Consider the following 19,692-nt stretch of genomic DNA (forward strand, 5'->3'; position numbering starts at 1 on the left):
GTTTTACTGTTGTACCACAATTTACGTTCATACAAACCGTGATTCCATACTGACTTACAGACATCAAGATTATGCTCAATGATTTCTATTTGCTTCGCCGTAGGTTTTAGCTTGTAGTTGAACGTTAGATTCAGCATCTGCCAGGAGTTGTTAAACTAAATGGTATTTTACCATCTCTACTTACAATTTATTAATATATCTTGTAATAAATATAAAGCCGTCATGAATGACGGGGTTTTATACCCAAAATTTTTGATAAACTTAAATATCTACTCCCCATCACTGTATTAGTCTGTTAAGCCATGGGTAAGGGCGAAACGTACTAACTCCGTGCGACTATTCGTGCCTGTTTTACTAAATAAGCGACTCACATATTTTTCCACATTTCTAACGCTAGTTTGCAACGTCTTGGCTATTTCTTTATTCATTAAACCCTTTGCCACTAAGTCTAATACACTTTGTTCTCGGGGGGTTAAATCAATTTTGATGGGAGACTCTGTAACATTTAATTTGTTAGGATTATCTAGTTTATCCTTAATGTCTTTTACGTCCTTCACCAATTCATCTAACTGGGTGCTTTGGGGACTGTTTTCCTGTCTAATCTTAGTTTTTTCGAGCAGATTTTTAATGATAGCTTCTAGCTCATCGGGATCAAACGGTTTAGGTAAATAAGCATCACATCCTGCAGTATAACCCTCAATGCGATCGCCCGTCATCCCCTTAGCGGTGAGAAAAACCACAGGAATATTTTGGAAACGAATATCATCTTTTAACTGGGCTAAAAACTCCAAACCATTAACCTCGGGCATCATAATATCCGAGATAATAATATCTGGAATTTCACTTTGTAGCATAGTCCACGCTTCTTGGGCATTACTAGCAACATCCACACGCCAATCCTCATTGTCGCCTAAATATGCCTGTAAGGATTCCCTGATACCGGGTTCATCATCTACTAATAAAATATGTTCTGTCATAAACGTTGGCACTATAAAAATATATTTAAAATAATAGTAACCTTTTTCACTGTTCAAATATGCCAAAAATTTGAGACAAAATAAGGTAAAATAACTATGGCTCTACAAGTTCAATATTAAAACTAAAAAAAGTATATCTAAAACTTACCCTTGGGGAGTGTCAATATTCGTTATCAATTAATAAAAATCGATGCAATTTATAGATCAGGTAGAAATAGAAGTAATAGCAGGAAACGGCGGAGATGGCTTGGTAGCTTTTCGCAGGGAAAAATATGTCCCCGCAGGGGGGCCTTCTGGGGGAAATGGCGGTAGGGGAGGTTCGGTAATTTTAAAGGCGGTTACTAATTTACAAACCCTTTTGGATTTTCGCTATGCTCGTCAATTTAAGGCAGAGGACGGCAAAAGAGGAGGTCCGAACAACCGCACAGGGGCAGGGGGCAAGGATCGCATTTTAGAGGTACCCTGTGGCACTATGGTGTATGACTTGGAGACGGAGCAATTAATTTTTGATTTGGTCAAGGAAAATGATACTTTTGTGGTGGCAAAGGGTGGTAAAGGTGGTTTAGGGAATCAACATTTTTTGAGTAATAGTAATCGGGCGCCGGAGTATGCGTTACCCGGTTTAGAGGGGGAAACAAAACAAATTCGCCTAGAGTTGAAGTTGTTGGCGGAGGTAGGTATCATTGGCTTGCCCAATGCTGGAAAGTCAACTTTTATTTCGGCGGTGTCTTCTGCTAAACCAAAAATTGCTGATTATCCTTTTACTACCCTTGTACCTAATTTGGGGGTGGTGAGAAAACCGACGGGAGATGGCACGGTGTTTGCTGATATTCCGGGGTTAATTGAGGGGGCTTCTGATGGGATTGGTTTAGGTCATGATTTTTTACGGCACATCGAGCGCACTCGGTTACTATTACATTTAGTAGATGTTAATGCGGAAAATCCCTTGGAGGATTATAAAATTATTCAGGATGAGTTAAGGGCTTATGGTCGTGGTTTGCCTGAGCGAATACAAATTTTAGCTCTTAATAAGATTGATTCTATTGATGAGGAAACCCAACAATATTTGATGGAGCAGTTTCAGGGGGTGACGGATGACCAAATTTTCTTGATTTCAGCGGTGACAGGGGCAGGGTGCGATCGCCTTTTACAAACTATTTGGCAGGAATTAGATCAATTAACCATACAAGATGAACTATTAATAATGGATAATTAAACATCAATTCCCCTTTTGAATTATGCTAATTAACGATAATCAAGAACAAATTGCGATCGCCACTTACGGACTAACCAAAATCTATGACAAAACCATAGCCGTTAATGAAATAGATTTACAAATAAAACAAGGGGAAGTATATGGCCTAATTGGGCCCAATGGGGCTGGAAAAACTACCCTCATCCGTATGTTAGCCATGGCAGAAGAGCCTACCAAGGGAGAAATATATCTAAATGGCGATCGCCTTTTAACAGATAACACCAACCCCCATCTAAAACAATATTTGGGCTATCTACCCGACGACTTCCCCCTCTATGATGACCTTAACGTAATCGATTACCTCGATTATTTTGCCAGACTCTACAAACTCTCAAAACCTCTCCGAAGACAGCGATTACAGGAAGTATTAGAAATCGTCAACCTCGAGAACAAAAGAAATAGTCCCATAGCGACCCTTTCTAGGGGGATGAAACAACGTCTGAGCCTTGCCCGTACCATCATTCATCAACCCATTATCCTTCTTTTAGATGAACCAGTATCAGGGTTAGACCCTATCGCCAGATTAGAATTTCGTCAAGCCATCAAGCTATTACAACAAGCAGGAATGACTATTTTAATATCATCCCATGTGCTGAGTGATTTAGCAGAATTATGCACATCCATCGGCATTATGGAGTTAGGTTGTCTTGTGGAAAACTCATCCCTAGAAAGTTTATACCAAAAATTTAGTAAGCAACAAATATTTATTTCTATCCTCGGAAAAAATGACAAATTAGAACAAGAATTAAATAACTGTCCTTTAGTAGAATATTGGGAAAAACTGCCCAAAAAAAATCATTATCTGACTCATTTTAAAGGGGATTTAGAAGAAGTGGCCCAACTTTTAAAACAACTAATAAAAGCAGATATTCCTATTCATAATTTCCACTGTGAAAAAGAAAGCCTAGAAAGCATATTCCTGAAGTTAGGACATCAACAAACATCCTAGGAATCATTTAAAACCATGAAACTAGCCCAAATCTCTGTTTACTTTTTCATATAAACATATACTTAAGTAGTAAAATTAGCAGTATAATTGAATCTTAGTCTATGATTGTTAAAGAAAATAATTAATAGTTAAGGTTTGTTAAAAATCATATATTTTTGTAGCAAAAGATAAGGTAATGTACTACTCTAGTCTTACCTAATATAAAACTCTAAAAATATAAAAACTTTAACATTATGCGCTCAATGCACAGAACCTCTACAACTCAGATGGAGGTAACCAGTATTCGCCTCGAAAAGAGCCTCAAAGATAGTTTAAAGTCTCTTTCAGGTAGTCAGGGTTATCAAACATTAATTCGTGATATTTTGTGGAATTATGTACAACAAAAATCAGGGGAATATCGACCTAACTTTGCAAAAACAGATATTCGAGCAACCATAGAAGGTATCGCCAGAAAAGACGAAAGTTGTGTTTTAAGCGGAAAATTAATTTCTCAAGGAGAACCCTTATTTTTAGCCTTAAGTATTTATGGCGACTTTGTTCCTGTATCCATTGAGGCTTGGAATAATGATGATAATTAATTGATGAAATCTAGTCAACGTATTGTGATTCTATCATCGGGAAAAAATGACCAATAGGGCCACATCCTGAGCCTATTTCAAGGGAATATTCTAAAGCTGTTGTAACATATTCCTTAGCAGAGGCGATCGCCCTTGGGAGAGACTTTCCGAGGGCTAAATGGGCAGTAATACCAGCCCCAAGACTGCATCCTGTGCCATGATTATTTACCGTATCCACCGCCTTTATTTGAACAACGGTATAATTTTCCCCATCAAAAAAAACATCAATTCCCTTATTTTTCCCTTGAGCGGCACCACCCTTAATTAACACACTTTTGACCCCTAAATCATAAATTTTACAGGCCGCCCGTTTCATATCCTCCACAGACTTAATGGAAATATCACTTAACAACTGAGCTTCATATAGATTAGGAGTGAGGACGAGGGCTTGGGGAAAAAGTAAACTTTTCATGGCTTTAACCGCCTGATTATCAATTAATTGCGCCCCAGTCCGAGAAACCATCACAGGATCAATCAGAATATTTTTGCCCCCCCATGACTTGATACAATGAGCCACCGTGGAGATAATTTCTTCATTAAAAAGCATTCCTGTCTTAAGAGCATCCACCTTAATATCACTGATTACCGCTTCAAATTGAGCTTTTACCATTTCAGGGGATACCGCCATTACATCGGTGACAGTTTGAGTATTTTGAGCCGTGAGGCAAGTAACGACACTCACACCATGGACATAATTAAAAGCAAAGGTTTTTAAATCTGCCTGAATTCCTGCACCACCGCCACTATCAGAACCAGCAATGGTTAAAGCTACCGCCGTTTTCATTATTTTTTTACTAACTTTTATTAATAATTAATTGTCCATCGTCCATTGTCCATTGTCAATTTCTTCAGTCTTTCCCTTTTTCCTCAAGGTTATTAAAATACGGCATTGCTTAATGGTGGTATGAGACATAGTGGAATTACACTAAAAACTAAGACTCCTAAATATTCTAACCGTTACCTATTCCCCGTTCCCTTCCTCAACGATAAATCCTACCTAAAATTAGCAACGCCTAAAATACTTTTAACTCAAAAGATGATCTTCAATCCATTTTTTACCTTCTTTTTCTGCTAACTCCGCCATGGTAAATTGTTCTACTTCTTTTACGATATTTCCGTCCGCTGTTACGATTCTAAATTCCCATAATTTATCAGGATGATAACCCACTATTAAAAGATTTTTACCCACATGATTGACGCAATGAATTTTTTGATACATTAGTTTTTTTTGGTGAACCATAAAAATGTTAATATTTTGTAACAAACAACTATAAACAAAATAACAAAATCTCTATAAAATCATGTACACATTACCCCAACCCCCTTTAGTATTATTAGCTGTGGGTTTTTTTATTGGAGTTACCTGTGGTTTAGCTTTTGAATCTTCCTTGAAAATTAAAGTTAATTATTGGAGTAATCAGGGTAAAAAAGGAATTAAAACTGATTTGTCAGAAATTTCTGTCTTACAGGTACCTTTTCTTGGTATTTGTTTGGGAATCTGTATGTTTTTAGCCGCAGGGCTGGAAATTTTTACTTACAATCGTATGTTATCCTACGGAGTTTCTTTACCTTTAACTGTGTTTATTGGTGTATTGATATGGGTACAACTTAAAAAATTAATTGTACAACTTTTGGAAGGTGGTTCTGAGGCTATTGATTTAGATTCTTATTTCTAATTTCAGTCAATATCTATGGGTAAGGGTGAGCAATGCCCACCCCCTTTAGTTATTATTGAATTAATTCCATTAAACGGTTTCCGCTAATTCTTGACGGTTGGTTAGCTTGTCTAACTGTTGAACTAAAAGACTGAGGAATAAGCCTACATCGGTGACAATTCCTACGGATTCTATAGAACCTCGATCACTCAGTTTGGTTACTACGGCGGGGTTAATGTCCACACAGACCATTTTTACCCCTGCGGCGGTCATATTACCTACTCCGATGGAGTGTAGCATGGTAGAGAGCATCAAGATCATGTTTGAACCCTGTACAAGGCGAGAATATTCGCTCTGGGCTTTAATTAAGTCCATTTCGGTATCGGGTAAAGGTCCATCATCACGGATTGAACCAGCGAGACAGAAGGGGACGTTATTTTTTACGCACTGATACATAATCCCTCTTGTTACTAAACCTTCCTCTACGGCTTTGGCGATGCTACCAGCACGGCGTACCATGTTAATAACTTTAAGGTGATGGCGGTGTCCTCCGCTGACGGGTACTCCTTTGTACATATCAACCCCTAGGGATGTTCCCATCATAGCTTGTTCCATGTCGTGAACGGCGATCGCATTTCCCCCCAACAGACATTGTACATAACCATCCCTAATCAATTTAGAAAGATGTTCTGCTCCCCCAGTGTGAATGACCACAGGGCCAGCTACTACGGTTACTTTACCCCCTTGATCTCGGATATGGCGCATTTCCCAAGCGATTTGCTCCACTAAAAGTTCTACCCTACGCTCACTGGATACCCCACCACTCATGAAGCTAAATTCTTGGGGTTTGTTGCGTTGCTCACGGGATTGGGTTGCTCTGATGGTACGAATTCCATCGATACCCACTACTACTTGTTCTCCTATTTCTAAATCACGCAATAGTTTACAAGTCGCTTTGATCGTACCATTTTTTGTGCTAAGGGCGATCGCACCGTCCATTCTCTGGTCATTTACCCTAATCCAATCACCATTTACCCTAATTTCCGTAGGATAGATAGTAGTTACATAAAAGTCATCGGGGGAAACTCCAGCCTTAACCACGGTTTCTAAGGTAACATCGGACTCTTTTTCGGGAATGGATACTGCCCCTAAGTCAATCAACTGACTGATAATATCTTCCATTACATCATGGGATGGAGCAGAGATGCGCACCTCAGCACAGGAAGGACTTTGACGCTCAACCCCTAAATTGAAATTGAGAACTTTAAAACTGCCGCCTTCATAAACGATCAAATCTAAGGCACGATTCATCATGCCTGTATCGAGTAGATGCCCTTCCATCTTAATAACTCTACTTTCCACGGAGTTACTAGCATGGACATCCTCTAAAATAGGCTCAGTTACCCTTAGGGTTAAACATTTGGCCGCTCCCCCTGCTTTTAGAAACTCGGTGAGGGAAGTTTGACGAACGGTAAAACCTTTTTCAGTAATACGTTGCTCAAGATCTTTGCTAATGTTGTTCATGATAACAATATCATTGATATTAACAGCATTACAAGCAAAGTTAACCGCATCAGGTTCTTTTACTACGATACGTTTGTCTTCGGGTACTCGCATTTCAATTAAGCGATTGGAGTAACTATCGAAAGCATCAGGATAATACAGTAGATAGCCATTTGCCAAAGGACAAAAACAGGTATCGAGATGATAGAAACGGTTATCGATTAGTCTTAAGGATAGAACTTCCGTATCTAACCATCGGGCGATGTAAGGGTGGGAATCTAACTCTGAACGGAAACCATAACCAGCCCATAACCAACGTCCTTCCCTATCAAATAGAGCATCCCCTGCACCTTCAAAGGGTAAATCTTGGGGTAATTCATGGACGGTAAAGCCATTTTCTTCAAACCATGCTTTAAAATAAGGTTCTTCCCCTTGTCTTTCGGGGTGGAAAAAGCGACTTAAAACTACATTGTCTCCTAATACTAATCCTGCATTGGCGGTAAATACCATGTCAGGCACTCCTTTTTCAGGCTTGACCAAATCAACAATGGCATATTCTTTGATGATGTTGTGGAGGTTTTGCCATTGCTCAACGGCTTTTGCTTGACTGGATTTGTGAATATTTCCTTCCATCCAAGGATTGATCACGTAGTCAACGTCATAATGATCTGGAGCGCACATTAAAATACGGATATTGTCACTCATAAAAATTCTTAATACTCTCTAGGCTCAAAATAGGTTTGGTGGGTCAATTTTTGCTTTCATTTTGACTTTTCACCAAAATCATATTATACCTCGCTCTAGTTTCTTCTTTGATGTCTATAATGCTCACTATGTCTTGAAATGATGACTTTATCTCTTTATCGTTTTAAGGTGCGATCGTCTTCTTCCATAACGATTCAATTGCCCATTGACAGATCTAGATAAAAATTATATAATCACTCCATGGAATCAGATGTGACCCGTAAGACATCCCAGACAAAAATAACAAGGAGGAAATAAACTTGGCTAGAAAGAGAAAGCGTAAAAGCCGTCGCCGTCTTGAGGGAAGAAAAATATTAGAGTTAGTACCCCATTATTATATTGAAAGTGGCGAAGATAAGCCCGTAACTGCCGCTAGAAAGCATATTCGAGCAAATGGTATTATCCCTCCTGCCCTATTAGTAGTAAAAAGAAATGAACATACTACAGATCGTTATTTTTGGGCAGAAAAAGGTTTATTCGGTGCTCAATATGTAGAAGAAAATCATTTTCTTTTCCCCAGTCTTCGTACTATTAAACCTCAAGTAAAAAATATTACCGTTAATCCTGCGTTATCTCTCAGTAATTAATTATCCGCAATTCAAGGGTGGGCATCGCCCACCATATTCAATTAAGTGTTAATTTTACCACTGGTTCATATATTCAATATATGCTTGAGTAACTTTTTTCCAATTCCAGACCTCCCGATAATATTCAATTTCACTATTTTCTAAACACCGAATCGGGTTTTGTATAAAAAAGTCTATTTGGTTTGATAATTCTTGACTATTATTACTAGGAAAAAATCTTACTCTTTTAGAACATTGATATAAGTTGACTTGTTCCTTAAATACACTTAAATCGGATACTATAACAGGTATTCCCCTTACAATCGCCTCAGAAATAGCTAGTCCAAAACCCTCATAACGAGAGGGAAAAATAACACAACTACTTTTATTGTACCAGTCTTCCAATTCTTCATCACTACAATAACCTAACCCTAAAAAATGTTGATCAATTACCTGTTGATTCTCCTTATAAGTTAACTCTAATTCCTTTATATAACTTTGATATTCTTTTGTACTATTTTGTTGAGATAAGTTAATTTGTGATGATAGTATTTTATCAGTTTCTTTTCCTATGAAAATAATTTTAAAATTAGATTTTTTTTTATTTTTTGCTAAGATAATTCCAGCTTTTATTAGAGTAAGATGATCTTTATAAATACCAAATGATGATGGGAATATAAAAATTTTTTCATCATGATTCTTTTCAGGGATCATATTCAATAAATTATCTGATGGAAAAAAACCTGCGATGGGAATACATTTTATATTGGATTTAAACCTAGGAAATAGTGTCTTAATATCCTGTTTTGTTTGCTCAGAAATTGTAATTACACCACTAGAATTGTTAAGCCATTTTAAAAGACTATGATCATATTTATCAGTATATGTTTTACCATAAGTTAATGGTGAAAAATGCCAGAAAATATCATAACTAATCATGAATAAGGGAACTTTTATTTTTGGAGGATTAGTTTTATTGGCGATCGCATATAAACAATGACTAACATCATACTTGTTTATAATTTGTTCAAAAACTAAATTTTGATAATAATTTTGTTTCAGAGAACTAAAAAAATGTAAGTTAAATTTTTTCGCAAATATATTAAATTTATTAATTAAACCTAATAACTTATTTTTATAGGAAGAATTGATTAAAGTAAAAGGCTGATAAATAATCTTATCATTATCAGAAATTTGCTCTTGAAAATGTTTCAAGAGTTGAGGAGACGTTACCAAAATAACTTGATCAATTTGTGTAGCAAACTCCTTTACCAAAGAAATAATAACCCTTTCCACACCACCGGGACGACTATATGGAACAAAAAAAAGTAACTTCATAAAAATATTCTATTACAAAAATATCAGACAAAAAACAAAAATAAAATTTATTCTCTATAAACAAATGTAACAAATTTTAAAAATTTTATCTTAGATAATTTCATTTATCTAAAGTACAGTGATAAAAAAATTATTTTGACATTCATAGTCCAGTACAGCTAGTTTAACTATGCTTTTAGATATGGTTATATCTCAATTGAAAATTTTCAACTTGTCTTATCACAAATCTAAACTAAATTAACAAAAAATTATCCACAACTTTCTTCATTTCTTGGTAAAATTTTGTTTGGGAAAATAGATCTTGACGATTATTTAAGATATTTTTTAACTTTTTCTGTTTTTCCTCGTTTTTTAGAATATTAATAATTTTTTCTACACCGTCTTTTTCCTTCTCAAAAAATAACTCTGTATTATCTAAACCAACAATTTCCATTTGTCCGCCCCTATTTTTAACAAAAGGAATTGCCCCAGCTTTCATCATCTCTGCCACAGAAATGCCAAAAGGTTCAAATTTAAAATGAACTCCATATTTACATTTATTTAAAACTTGGGTGTACTCCTGATAACTTAAATTTTCACATAAAGTGACCCAATCATTATTTTCCCTAACTACTTTCTTTAAAAAACGATAATACTTACTTTTATAAACACCACTTGTCCCCCCCGTCAAATATAACTTTATATCAAAACCTCTTTTCCTTACTTCTTTGAGCATATTTAAAGCGCGATGGGGAGCTTTTTCCATTACTAAGCGTCCGCTACAGATAAAAGCATTTTCCTTTTCCTCCCAAGGAATTTGAGAGCCCTCAAGCATGACACAGGGATAAATAACCTGTGAATTTAAGCCATATACTTTTTGTACAGCTTCTGCTGTAAAGTGAGAGTTAGTAATGGTAATATTTTCTTTAATTTTATCTTGGGAAAAATTGAATATTTTTGTCCAATAGTTACTTTGTCCGTCCACTACTTTAACCCAGTGTAAATATTGAATACCTTTTTTTCCTAAATCAACTCCGTTATATGCCGAAATTAAAAGATCATAATTATCTTTTTCATACCTCATTTTTGCGATGACAGAATGAAGAATAAAAGACCTAAAAAACTTGTTATTAGAGGATAAATAACTAACTAATTTAGATAAGGGTTGAGAGAGAATATAGTTAATTTTTATATTGTTTTTACTAATATTAGTACTATAAAATTTATTTAGCTTATCAATATTTACATCAACAAAAGTAAATAAAGTTATTTCATAGTCATCTTGTAACGCATCTACTATTCCTAGCTCCACTGCTTCCGCTCCCCCCCCTGCAAAATAAGGAGCATACACTGCAATCTTTTTTTTATCAACCATTATTAAGTCATATTTATTATCAACAAAAAAGCCACCAAGGGCTTTTGACTTATGATAGTCAATTTTGCTCTTAGTGACTGAAAAATTTTAATTAATTAACAAAAAATTAACCAAGGATAGATTTTGCTTTAGCAACAACGTTATCCACGGTGAAACCAAATTTTTCCATGACAACTCCACCGGGGGCAGAGGCACCATAGGTGTTAATACCAATACAAACGCCCTCATCACCAACAAAACGTTCCCAACCAAAGGTTGTACCAGCTTCAACGGAAACACGTTTTTTAATGGCTTTAGGTAGTACGGATTCTTTGTATTCATCGCTTTGTTTGTCGAATAGTTCGATACAAGGCATGGAAACTACACGTACTTTTAAGCCTTCAGCTTTGAGTTTTTCAGCGGCATCCACACAAAGAGATACTTCGCTACCCGTACCGATGAGGATAAGGTCTAATTCTTCGGGAGGAAAACCACAAGCTACCACATAACCACCTTTTGCTACGGCATCAATGGAGGAACCTGCGAGATTTGGTAAACCTTGACGGGTTAAGGCCATGAGGGAAGGGGTTTTCTTGGTTTCGATCGCCACTTTGTACGCCCCAGAAGTTTCGTTACCATCAGCGGGACGGAATACCATTAAATCAGGAATTAAGCGTAAAGAAGCAACGTGTTCAACGGGTTGGTGAGTCGGACCATCTTCACCTAAAGCGATGGAATCGTGGGTCATTACCCAGATGGTTTGAGCTTCGGAGAGGGCAGAAAGACGGATAGAATTTCTCATGTAGTCAGAGAATACAAGGAAAGTAGCACCGTAGGGAATTAAACCAGTGTTATGGAGGGCAATGCCGTTACAGATAGCACCCATGGCGTGTTCCCTAACACCAAAGTGAATGTTACGGTTTTCGTAAGCACCTTTTTGGAAGTCTCCAGAAACCTCTAGTTGGGTTAAGTTGGAGTGGGTTAAATCTGCGGAACCACCTACTAACTGAGGTAAAACTTTAGAAATTGCATTCAAACAGATTTCAGAGTGTTTACGACTAGCCAAGGCTTTGTCTTCGGGGGTGTAGGTAGGAAGACAATCTGCCCAATTTTCGGGAAGTTTACCGGAGGTGATGGTTTCAAATTCAGCAGCTTCGGTGGGATATTTAGATTTGTAGGTAGCTAGGGTTTCATTCCACTGGGCTTCTGCCGTTGCACCTTTTTCCCCTGCTTTTTTGAAATGATCGTAAGCGTCTTGGGGAACCACAAAGGGTTCATAATTCCAACCGAGGTTTTTACGGGTTGCTTCTACTTCGTCTCCCCCTAGGGCGGCACCGTGTACCCCTGCGGTATTAGCTTTTTTGGGAGAGCCGTAACCGATGGTGGTGGTTACTTTGATCATGGTAGGTTTATCGGTGACAGATTTAGCTTCTTCGATCGCCTTGGCGATGGCATCTAAATCACTATTACCATTTTCAACGTGGAGAACGTGCCAACCGTAGGCCTCAAAACGCTTGGAAACATCTTCTGTAAAGGCGATGTCGGTGGAACCATCGATGGAGATGTGGTTGTCATCGTATAAAGCAATGAGTTTACCTAAGCCCCAGTGACCAGCAATGGAAGCAGCTTCCCCAGAAATACCTTCCATATTACAACCATCACCCAAAATAACGTAGGTGTAGTGATCGATGAGGGTGCAATCGGGTTTGTTATATTTAGCGGCCAAATGAGCCTCTGCAAGGGCTAAACCCACACCATTGGCAATACCCTGCCCTAAAGGACCAGTAGTAACTTCAATCCCTGCGGTGACGAAGTTCTCGGGGTGTCCGGGGGTTCTTGATTTCCACTGACGGAATTGTTTAATATCTTCGATGGTTACGCTATCATATCCATAGAGGTGTAATAGGGAATATTGAAGCATGGAACCATGACCTGCGGAAAGTACGAAGCGATCGCGGTTAATCCACTGAGGATTTTTAGGGTTAAACTTCATGAACTGATCCCATAGCACAAAAGCCATAGGAGCGGCTCCCATAGGTAAACCGGGGTGTCCAGATTTTGCTTTTTCTACCCCATCGATGGAGAGAAAGCGAATAGCATTAACGCAAAGTTCTTGAATAGATTGGGTTGCAACAACCATAATTATTTTTTTTACTAGATTTAATAAAAATTGTAAGGGAATTTACCGTTTATCTTCTCATTGTTTAGCAGAGATCGCAAGTTTTCGCCACAACAATTATGAGCAGATGTTGAAAAAAAGTTTTCAAGGAAATAAGGAAGGGGAAATGGTTAATAGGTAACAGTTTTTTTTCTGTGAAGATGTGAATATTTCAGCCATCACAATTAATTAACTATGTCCTTGAGGGCGGATTTAAGATCAGCATATTGGAAGTTATAGCCCATGGTTTCGGTGGTTTTTTCAGGTAATACTTTCTGTCCTTCTAATACCACTTTTGCACCATCCCCAAGGAGTAATTCTAAGGCAAAACCCGGCACAGGTAACCATGAAGGGCGATTCATGACATTACCTAAAGTCTCACACAATTGATTCATCGTCACAGGATAAGGAGCTGTCGCATTAAATGTTCCTTCTATATTACTCTGGGCGATCGCCTCTAATAGTAAATTAACCAAATCATCAATATGAATCCAAGAAAACCACTGTTTTCCCTCCCCAATGGGGCCCCCTGCAAAAATTTTAAAAGGAGGAATCATCTTCGCCAAAGCCCCTTCATTACCCAAAACAATGCCAAAACGGAAAATAACTAACCGTACACCCGCTTCTTTTACCTTTTGGGCTTCCTCCTCCCATGCTACACACACCTTTGCCAAAAAATCATCCCCCGCAGGGCTAACCTCCGTGTAAGTATCAGTTTCGCTAGTACCATAAAAACCAATGGCAGAAGCATTAATCAGAAAAGCCGGTTTACTATTACAAGCCTTGATACCCTCAACAATATTCCTTGTAACTAATTGACGACTATCAAAAATTTCTTGCTTATAACTAGGACTCCATCTCTCAGCAATGGGCGCCCCCGCTAGATTTACCACTCCATCACAGCCATCTAGTTGTTTTTGCCAGTCCCCCGAACTTTTAGGAGTATAGCCGACATACTCTAAATTAGACTGTAAGTTACTAGGAAAAACCGATCTTGCCTTATCAACATTACGGGTTAGAACAACAATTTGGTGATTTACCGCCAGTTTTTTAACCAACTCTTTGCCCACAAATCCCGTGGCGCCGGTAATAGCAATTTTCATAAAAATTTTTTATTTTATATGATAAAACGAAACCTAACACTAAACCAAAGCAAATACTATTCAGCTTCTCCAGTTACTTTTAAAAGTAAGAAACCCCAAGCTAAACCAACTAATACTACGCTAAAGCAAAGAATTGCACCACCAAATAACATACTTTCAGCAGTCATGGTCTAATATCTCCTGATTAATTATTAATTTATTTATCCCAACCATTATATCGTAACCCTTTACCCTACAAAAATTAAAGCTCCGTAGTGCGGTCTAAACTGACAAGAAAACCAATAATATTTATTAACTCCTTATAATCCATTATCAATTATCAATTATCAATTATCAATTCGCCATTATTCCCATCTTGCCTAAAGATGTCAAAATTTGATAATCTAAGCAAATAACTTATAGCAGAAAATATAAATATAAAGTGGAAATCGTAATTGGTCGTGGAAAAAAAGCTCGTCGAGCTTATGGTATAGATGAAATCGCCTTAGTACCGGGAATGAGAACCCTAGACCCCATATTAGCAGATACAAAAGTAAAATTAGGGGGTATTGAAAGAGAGATTCCCATTATCGCTAGTGCCATGGATGGTGTTGTTGATGTACAAATGGCAGTGCTACTCTCCGAATTAGGAGCCATGGGAGTGCTTAACCTTGAGGGCATCCAAACCCGTTACGAAGATCCTAATCCTATTTTAGATCGCATTGCCTCCGTTGGTAAATCTGAATTTGTAGGCTTAATGCAAGAATTGTATAGTGAGCCTGTTAAAGCGGAACTAATCAAAAAAAGAATTATTGAAATCAAAGAAAAGGGCGGTATCGCAGCCGTTAGTTTAACCCCCGCAGGGGCCGCAAACTATGGCGACGCAGTGGCGGAAGCGGGAGCAGATGTTGTCTTTATTCAAGCTACGGTAGTATCTACGGCACACCTTTCCCCTGAATCCATCGAGCCTTTGGATTTGGCTGGTTTTTGTGAAAAAATGCCCATGCCTGTATTCCTCGGCAACTGTGTTACCTATGAAGTAGCCATGAACCTTATGAAAGCTGGGGCTGCGGGAGTTTTAGTAGGTATCGGACCTGGGGCGGCTTGTACTTCCCGTGGGGTATTGGGGGTAGGTATTCCTCAAGCGACAGCAGTGGCAGATTGTGCAGCGGCTAGGGATGATTTTTATCAGGAAACTGGTAAGTATGTATCTATCATTGCTGATGGAGGTATCATTACTGGGGGAGATATTTGTAAATGTATCGCCTGTGGTGCAGATGCGGTGATGATTGGTTCTCCCATTGCCCGTAGTGCGGAAGCTCCCGGTCGTGGTTTCCATTGGGGTATGGCAACTCCTAGCCCTGTTTTACCCCGTGGTACTCGTATTAATGTGGGTACTACTGGTACTATTAAGGAAATTCTCACTGGTCCTGCGAAGTTGGACGATGGTACTCACAATTTACTTGGTGCGTTAAAAACCAGTATGGGTACTTTAGGGGCAAAAGATATTAAGGAAATGCAACAGGTTGAGGTTGTTATTGCTCCTTCTCTTCTCACTGAAGGTAAGGTATATCAAAAGGCTCAACAATTAGGTATGGGTAAGTAGTTTAACGGGAATTGAGAATGGATAGTAACCCTTCTCTTTCGGGAGAGGGGCTTTTTTTATGATGGTGGGCGATGCCCACCCTACGGTTAGTTTTATTAGTAGCGGATGCTTTTGGCGGTTTCAAAGAAGACTCTGACATTGTCTTCGGGAGTACCTACTAATACACCATGACCAAGGTTCATGATATGTCCTTGATTTCCTGCTTTTTTGACGGTGTCATGGATGCGGGCTTGGATAAATTCGGGAGTACCGAATAGGGTACCAGGATCCATATTTCCTTGTACTTTCATATCTTTTCCTAGTCTGGCTCTAGCTTCTGCCATATCCACTGTCCAGTCAACACTGACGATGTCAACCCCTGATTGTCCCATTTTTTCTAGTACCCCAGCGCTACCGCTGATATAAAGAATTAGGGGGGTGTCGGGATGGGTTTCTTTTACTTGTTTTACTACTCTTTGTTGATAAGGGAGGGCAAAGGTTTCGTAGTCTTGGGGGCTTAGTTGTCCTGCCCATGAGTCGAATAGTTGTACTACTTGCGCTCCGCAGTCGATTTGATAACGGACGTAAACAGCGATCGCATCGGCTATCTTGCCCAGTAATTTGTGTAATATTTCAGGCTCACTAAAGGCCATACGTTTGATGATGGCATAATTTTTGGAGCTTTTTCCTTCGATGGCATAGGCGGCAAGGGTCCAAGGAGAGCCGACAAAACCTAAAACGGTGGATTTGTTGCCTACTTCGGAACGAAGGGTTTTTAAAATAGTTTTAATAAAGGGTAATGATTCTTCGGGATCGAGGGGATGTAGTTTTTCAATTTGTTCTAAACTACGGATGGGAGGATCGATGATAGGCCCTTTGCTTTCTACGATGTCGAAGGGAATGCCCATACCGGGTAAAGGGGTAAGGATGTCGGAAAACATGATTACTCCATCGGGTTGAAATGCTCTCCAAGGTTGTAGGGAGATTTCGATGGCTAGGTCTGGATTTTCTGAGCGTTCCCGAAAACTGGGATATTTATCTCTTAAATCTCTATATACTTTCATATAACGTCCCGCTTGACGCATCATCCATACGGGGGGGCGATCGCCATTTTCTCCCCTTGCAACCCTTAATAAAAGAGGTAAATCGCTCATTAGATATATATTTTTTATCTCAAATTTTAGTGCAACACTCAGCTTATCATTAGACCTATTTGTTATCCAAGAAATGTTAAGATTATTTGCGGAAAACCTTTGTGGCAGAATCAGGGGTTAAAAGTGGGAACTAAACAAAGTTCAAAAAACGTCCATTAATGATTTAGCATAGTTTTTGATAACTTGAAATTTTGGGCTAAAAGTATTAATGCCCATGGCTTACTCTCACGAAAATTTAGTGGAAAATTAACCAAGATGATTCCGATGTTTACTCCTCCCCTCGTTGCCTTTTCCCCTGTTAATGTTAATTTGCAAGAAGAGTTGATAAACATCAACAATGACCCCGTTATCCAAGAAACCATGGACATTATGGAGGATAATCTGGAAATCTCTCCATTCTCTGAAAATTTACAATACGATCTCGATCATTTACCTTTTCAAAACCTACCCACTGGGGTATCTTCTCCATCTATAGTCAGCCAAAGCACCCAGAATCATTCTCAACGGCTAGATATTATTGATGGTGAAACGGTACGATTGATTACTACTCAACGGGATGGGCTAAGGCATCAGTTTGATTTTGAGAAAAATTCCGATTCTTTTGAGGTTGCCCAAGAAACGGAGGCATCCAATGACACTATTATTAGCGATGATTTGGCTAATGTGGTGGAAATTTTAGCCGATGAACAGGAGTTTTTAGATCAAGATAATGTCGTTATTGCGAGGGGAAATGTGGTTATTCGTCTTGCTAATGGGGTTTTGAGTGCGGATCAAGTTTCCATAAATCTTGATACTAGAATTGCTGTGGCGGAGGGTAATGTTTCTTTGGAAAGGGGAGAACAAATTTTAAGGGGCGATCGCTTCGAGTACTTTTTTGTTCAAAATGAAGGTACTATCCGCAACGCTAGGGGTACAATTTTTCAACCCAGCCTTGAGGAAGATGTAAGTATAGGAGATACTTCGTTTATTAATCCTTCCGCGCCTTTTTCGGGACAAATTAGGGCCAATCAACCCATTAATCAAGTACAGTCCAGCGGCTCTTTAAGTCTTATTTTAGGGAGTGATCGAGATTTAGATGCGCTACAAAGTAGATTGGGGATTCCTGCTAGTAATGAAAATGACAGAATTACCCGCCTCAGATTTGAAGCCGAGAGAGTTGAGTTTGATGGTCGAGATTGGACGGCTTTTAATATTAGGGTAACAAATGACCCTTTTTCCCCTCCAGATTTGGAAATTAGGGCTAGTGAGGCAAGATTAACGAATATCAGTCCTTTTCGAGACGATTTGAGTGCGGATAATGCTAGGGTGGTTTTAGATCAAACTTTATCTTTACCTTTATTTTTCAGTCAGTTTACTTTTAGTTCTCGTCGTCGTCGTCCTTTTCTATTTTCCGCAGGTTTTGATGGGGAAGATTTAGGAGGTTTTTTTGTTGAAAGGGATTTTAACCTTTACGATGAAAATGATATTGTTCTGAGTATTACTCCTCAATTCTTGGTGCAAAGGGCTTTGTTACCTGACTCCATTGAGGATCGAAATATTCCGAATCCTGAAGATAATGGGGGTTTAACTAATCCTTCTAGTTTTGGCTTGGTGGTTAAATTAGATGCTACCCTGAGCGATCGCACTGAGCTTATTTCTACCACTAGATTAACAGGATTAGACCTAAAAAACTTTAATGATCGTCTTCGGGCTAATATTACCCTCAACCATAAACTAGGGGATTTGACCAACCCCCACCGTTTAACAGGAGAATTTACCAGCAGAGAAAGATTTTTCAATGGCTCATTAGGTTTCCAAACGGTGGAAAGAAGTATTGGGGCGATTATCACTTCTCCAAATATTCCTTTGGGTAACAGCGGTTATGGTTTAGTTTATCAAGGTTCTATTCAAAATATTACGGCTAATACCGATAGGGCAGAATTATTGGGTAATGGCGATCGCACTGACAACGAAATCAACCTTACTCGCACCCAAGCCGCCGCCCTCATCAACGGTAATATTGTCCTCTGGAGGGGTGAACCTTTACCCCCAACCCCCAACGAAGGCTTGAGATATACCCCCGTACCCGTAACCCCTTTTGTGGCTATTACCAATGGTGTCACCGCCGTTGGCAACTATTATAGTAATGGAGATACACAGGGTTCATTGACAGGAAGTGTGGGATTGCAAGGACAATTTGGCAACTTTTCTCGCAAAACCTTCGATTACACTGGATTTAATGTTACCTATAGCCAAAGTTTATCCAACAGTAATTCCCCATTTCTTTTTGACCGTTTCAGCGATGATCGTGTATTATCTCTGGGGATAAATCAACAGATATACGGCCCTGTGAGGGCTGGGTTTCAAACCTTTATTAACCTGGATACCGATGAATCTATTAGTACCGATTATATTCTCGAATATAGTCGCCGTGCCTATGGAATCTTACTACGGTATAACCCAATCCTCGAAATTGGCTCGATAAACTTCCGTATTAGTAATTTTAATTGGTCTGGGGATACTACACCTTTTGATGGAAGAGATTGAGTAGGTGTCAGCGATTAGGTTAAAAATCAGGGTGATGGGGCAAGGGGTTTAAACCCCTTGTTTAATATTTATCTAAATAGTCGTCAGAATAGCCCTCCTTCTAAAGGTAAGGGATGAATGGCGACCAGACTAACGAAACGCCCGATAGGGCATCTATAAAAATAATAGCGGTTTGAGTTAAACCACTACTACAATGAAAAATATCAAAAAACGTTCTAGTTAACCAGAACAAAAAGTAACTATGATAATA

At 38.7% G+C, this 19,692-nt stretch carries 19 protein-coding genes; 7 read left to right on the top strand and 12 right to left on the bottom strand.

Features of this window, described 5'->3' with window-relative positions; translation table 11 throughout:
- A partial coding sequence (locus ACXITR_RS03505; protein WP_457995863.1) for a helix-turn-helix domain-containing protein occupies positions 1–137 on the bottom strand: 137 nt, incomplete at its 3' end.
- A gap of 150 nt (positions 138–287) precedes the next feature.
- The gene (locus ACXITR_RS03510) at positions 288–977 is read right to left on the bottom strand and encodes a response regulator transcription factor (protein WP_457995846.1); all 690 of its coding nucleotides are present in this window, start codon (positions 975–977) and stop codon (positions 288–290) included.
- 190 nt (positions 978–1,167) lie between these two features.
- On the opposite strand from ACXITR_RS03510, the gene obgE reads away from it, so the two are divergent.
- The 3 genes from obgE (at position 1,168) to ACXITR_RS03525 (ending at position 3,759) form a co-directional block, all read left to right on the top strand.
- A complete protein-coding gene (gene obgE, locus ACXITR_RS03515; RefSeq protein WP_457995847.1) occupies positions 1,168–2,193 on the top strand; it encodes a GTPase ObgE in 1,026 nt (341 codons plus the stop codon).
- A 22-nt stretch (positions 2,194–2,215) separates the two neighbouring features.
- Positions 2,216–3,181, top strand: a complete 966-nt coding sequence (locus tag ACXITR_RS03520; RefSeq protein WP_457995848.1) for an ABC transporter ATP-binding protein — start codon at positions 2,216–2,218, stop codon at positions 3,179–3,181.
- A 233-nt stretch (positions 3,182–3,414) separates the two neighbouring features.
- A complete protein-coding gene (locus ACXITR_RS03525; protein WP_457995849.1) occupies positions 3,415–3,759 on the top strand; it encodes a hypothetical protein in 345 nt (114 codons plus the stop codon).
- 10 nt (positions 3,760–3,769) lie between these two features.
- Here the strand turns inward: ACXITR_RS03525 and thiD are convergent, their stop codons facing one another.
- Positions 3,770–4,582: a bifunctional hydroxymethylpyrimidine kinase/phosphomethylpyrimidine kinase gene (gene thiD, locus ACXITR_RS03530; protein WP_457995850.1), complete on the bottom strand. Its 813-nt coding sequence runs from the start codon at positions 4,580–4,582 to the stop codon at positions 3,770–3,772.
- Between the two features lie 240 nt (positions 4,583–4,822).
- Positions 4,823–5,038, bottom strand: coding sequence for a hypothetical protein (locus ACXITR_RS03535; RefSeq protein WP_457995851.1), 216 nt, complete (start codon positions 5,036–5,038; stop codon positions 4,823–4,825).
- A 61-nt stretch (positions 5,039–5,099) separates the two neighbouring features.
- Here ACXITR_RS03535 and ACXITR_RS03540 point away from each other — a divergent pair, with 61 nt between their 5' ends.
- Complete coding sequence (locus ACXITR_RS03540; protein ID WP_457995852.1) at positions 5,100–5,474, top strand: hypothetical protein; 375 nt, start codon at positions 5,100–5,102, stop codon at positions 5,472–5,474.
- A gap of 69 nt (positions 5,475–5,543) precedes the next feature.
- On the opposite strand, the gene argZ is transcribed toward ACXITR_RS03540, so the two are convergent.
- Positions 5,544–7,661, bottom strand: a complete 2,118-nt coding sequence (argZ, locus tag ACXITR_RS03545) for a bifunctional arginine dihydrolase/ornithine cyclodeaminase (RefSeq protein ID WP_457995853.1) — start codon at positions 7,659–7,661, stop codon at positions 5,544–5,546.
- 299 nt (positions 7,662–7,960) lie between these two features.
- Between argZ and ACXITR_RS03550 the strand changes: the two genes are divergently transcribed.
- Positions 7,961–8,287, top strand: coding sequence for a DUF3155 domain-containing protein (locus ACXITR_RS03550; RefSeq protein WP_457995854.1), 327 nt, complete (start codon positions 7,961–7,963; stop codon positions 8,285–8,287).
- 54 nt (positions 8,288–8,341) lie between these two features.
- Here ACXITR_RS03550 and ACXITR_RS03555 read toward each other — a convergent pair whose 3' ends face one another.
- The 5 genes from ACXITR_RS03555 to petM all read right to left on the bottom strand — a co-directional run bounded on the left by ACXITR_RS03555 (position 8,342) and on the right by petM (position 14,365).
- Entirely contained in the window at positions 8,342–9,604 is a 1,263-nt protein-coding gene (locus ACXITR_RS03555; RefSeq protein ID WP_457995855.1) for a glycosyltransferase, read from the bottom strand.
- A 232-nt stretch (positions 9,605–9,836) separates the two neighbouring features.
- A complete protein-coding gene (locus ACXITR_RS03560; protein WP_457995856.1) occupies positions 9,837–10,958 on the bottom strand; it encodes a glycosyltransferase in 1,122 nt (373 codons plus the stop codon).
- A gap of 106 nt (positions 10,959–11,064) precedes the next feature.
- The gene (gene tkt / locus ACXITR_RS03565; protein ID WP_457995857.1) at positions 11,065–13,077 is read right to left on the bottom strand and encodes a transketolase; all 2,013 of its coding nucleotides are present in this window, start codon (positions 13,075–13,077) and stop codon (positions 11,065–11,067) included.
- Between the two features lie 203 nt (positions 13,078–13,280).
- Positions 13,281–14,198: a thylakoid membrane protein ThyD gene (gene thyD, locus ACXITR_RS03570; protein WP_457995858.1), complete on the bottom strand. Its 918-nt coding sequence runs from the start codon at positions 14,196–14,198 to the stop codon at positions 13,281–13,283.
- 56 nt (positions 14,199–14,254) lie between these two features.
- Entirely contained in the window at positions 14,255–14,365 is a 111-nt protein-coding gene (gene petM / locus ACXITR_RS03575) for a cytochrome b6-f complex subunit PetM (RefSeq protein ID WP_015221724.1), read from the bottom strand.
- Between the two features lie 254 nt (positions 14,366–14,619).
- Between petM and ACXITR_RS03580 the strand changes: the two genes are divergently transcribed.
- The gene (locus ACXITR_RS03580; protein WP_457995859.1) at positions 14,620–15,783 is read left to right on the top strand and encodes a GuaB3 family IMP dehydrogenase-related protein; all 1,164 of its coding nucleotides are present in this window, start codon (positions 14,620–14,622) and stop codon (positions 15,781–15,783) included.
- Position 15,784: 1 nt separating this feature from the next.
- Here ACXITR_RS03580 and ACXITR_RS03585 read toward each other — a convergent pair whose 3' ends face one another.
- Together ACXITR_RS03585 and hemE are read right to left on the bottom strand one after the other, a co-directional pair.
- A complete protein-coding gene (locus tag ACXITR_RS03585; RefSeq protein WP_457995860.1) occupies positions 15,785–15,922 on the bottom strand; it encodes a hypothetical protein in 138 nt (45 codons plus the stop codon).
- Positions 15,879–16,916: a uroporphyrinogen decarboxylase gene (gene hemE, locus ACXITR_RS03590; protein WP_457995861.1), complete on the bottom strand. Its 1,038-nt coding sequence runs from the start codon at positions 16,914–16,916 to the stop codon at positions 15,879–15,881. Before hemE ends, ACXITR_RS03585 begins: the two co-directional genes overlap by 44 nt.
- A 255-nt stretch (positions 16,917–17,171) precedes the next feature.
- Between hemE and ACXITR_RS03595 the strand changes: the two genes are divergently transcribed.
- Positions 17,172–19,442: a DUF3769 domain-containing protein gene (locus tag ACXITR_RS03595; RefSeq protein ID WP_457995862.1), complete on the top strand. Its 2,271-nt coding sequence runs from the start codon at positions 17,172–17,174 to the stop codon at positions 19,440–19,442.
- The last annotated feature ends 250 nt before the right edge of the window (positions 19,443–19,692 follow it).

It is taken from the genome of Cyanobacterium sp. (assembly GCF_054166785.1).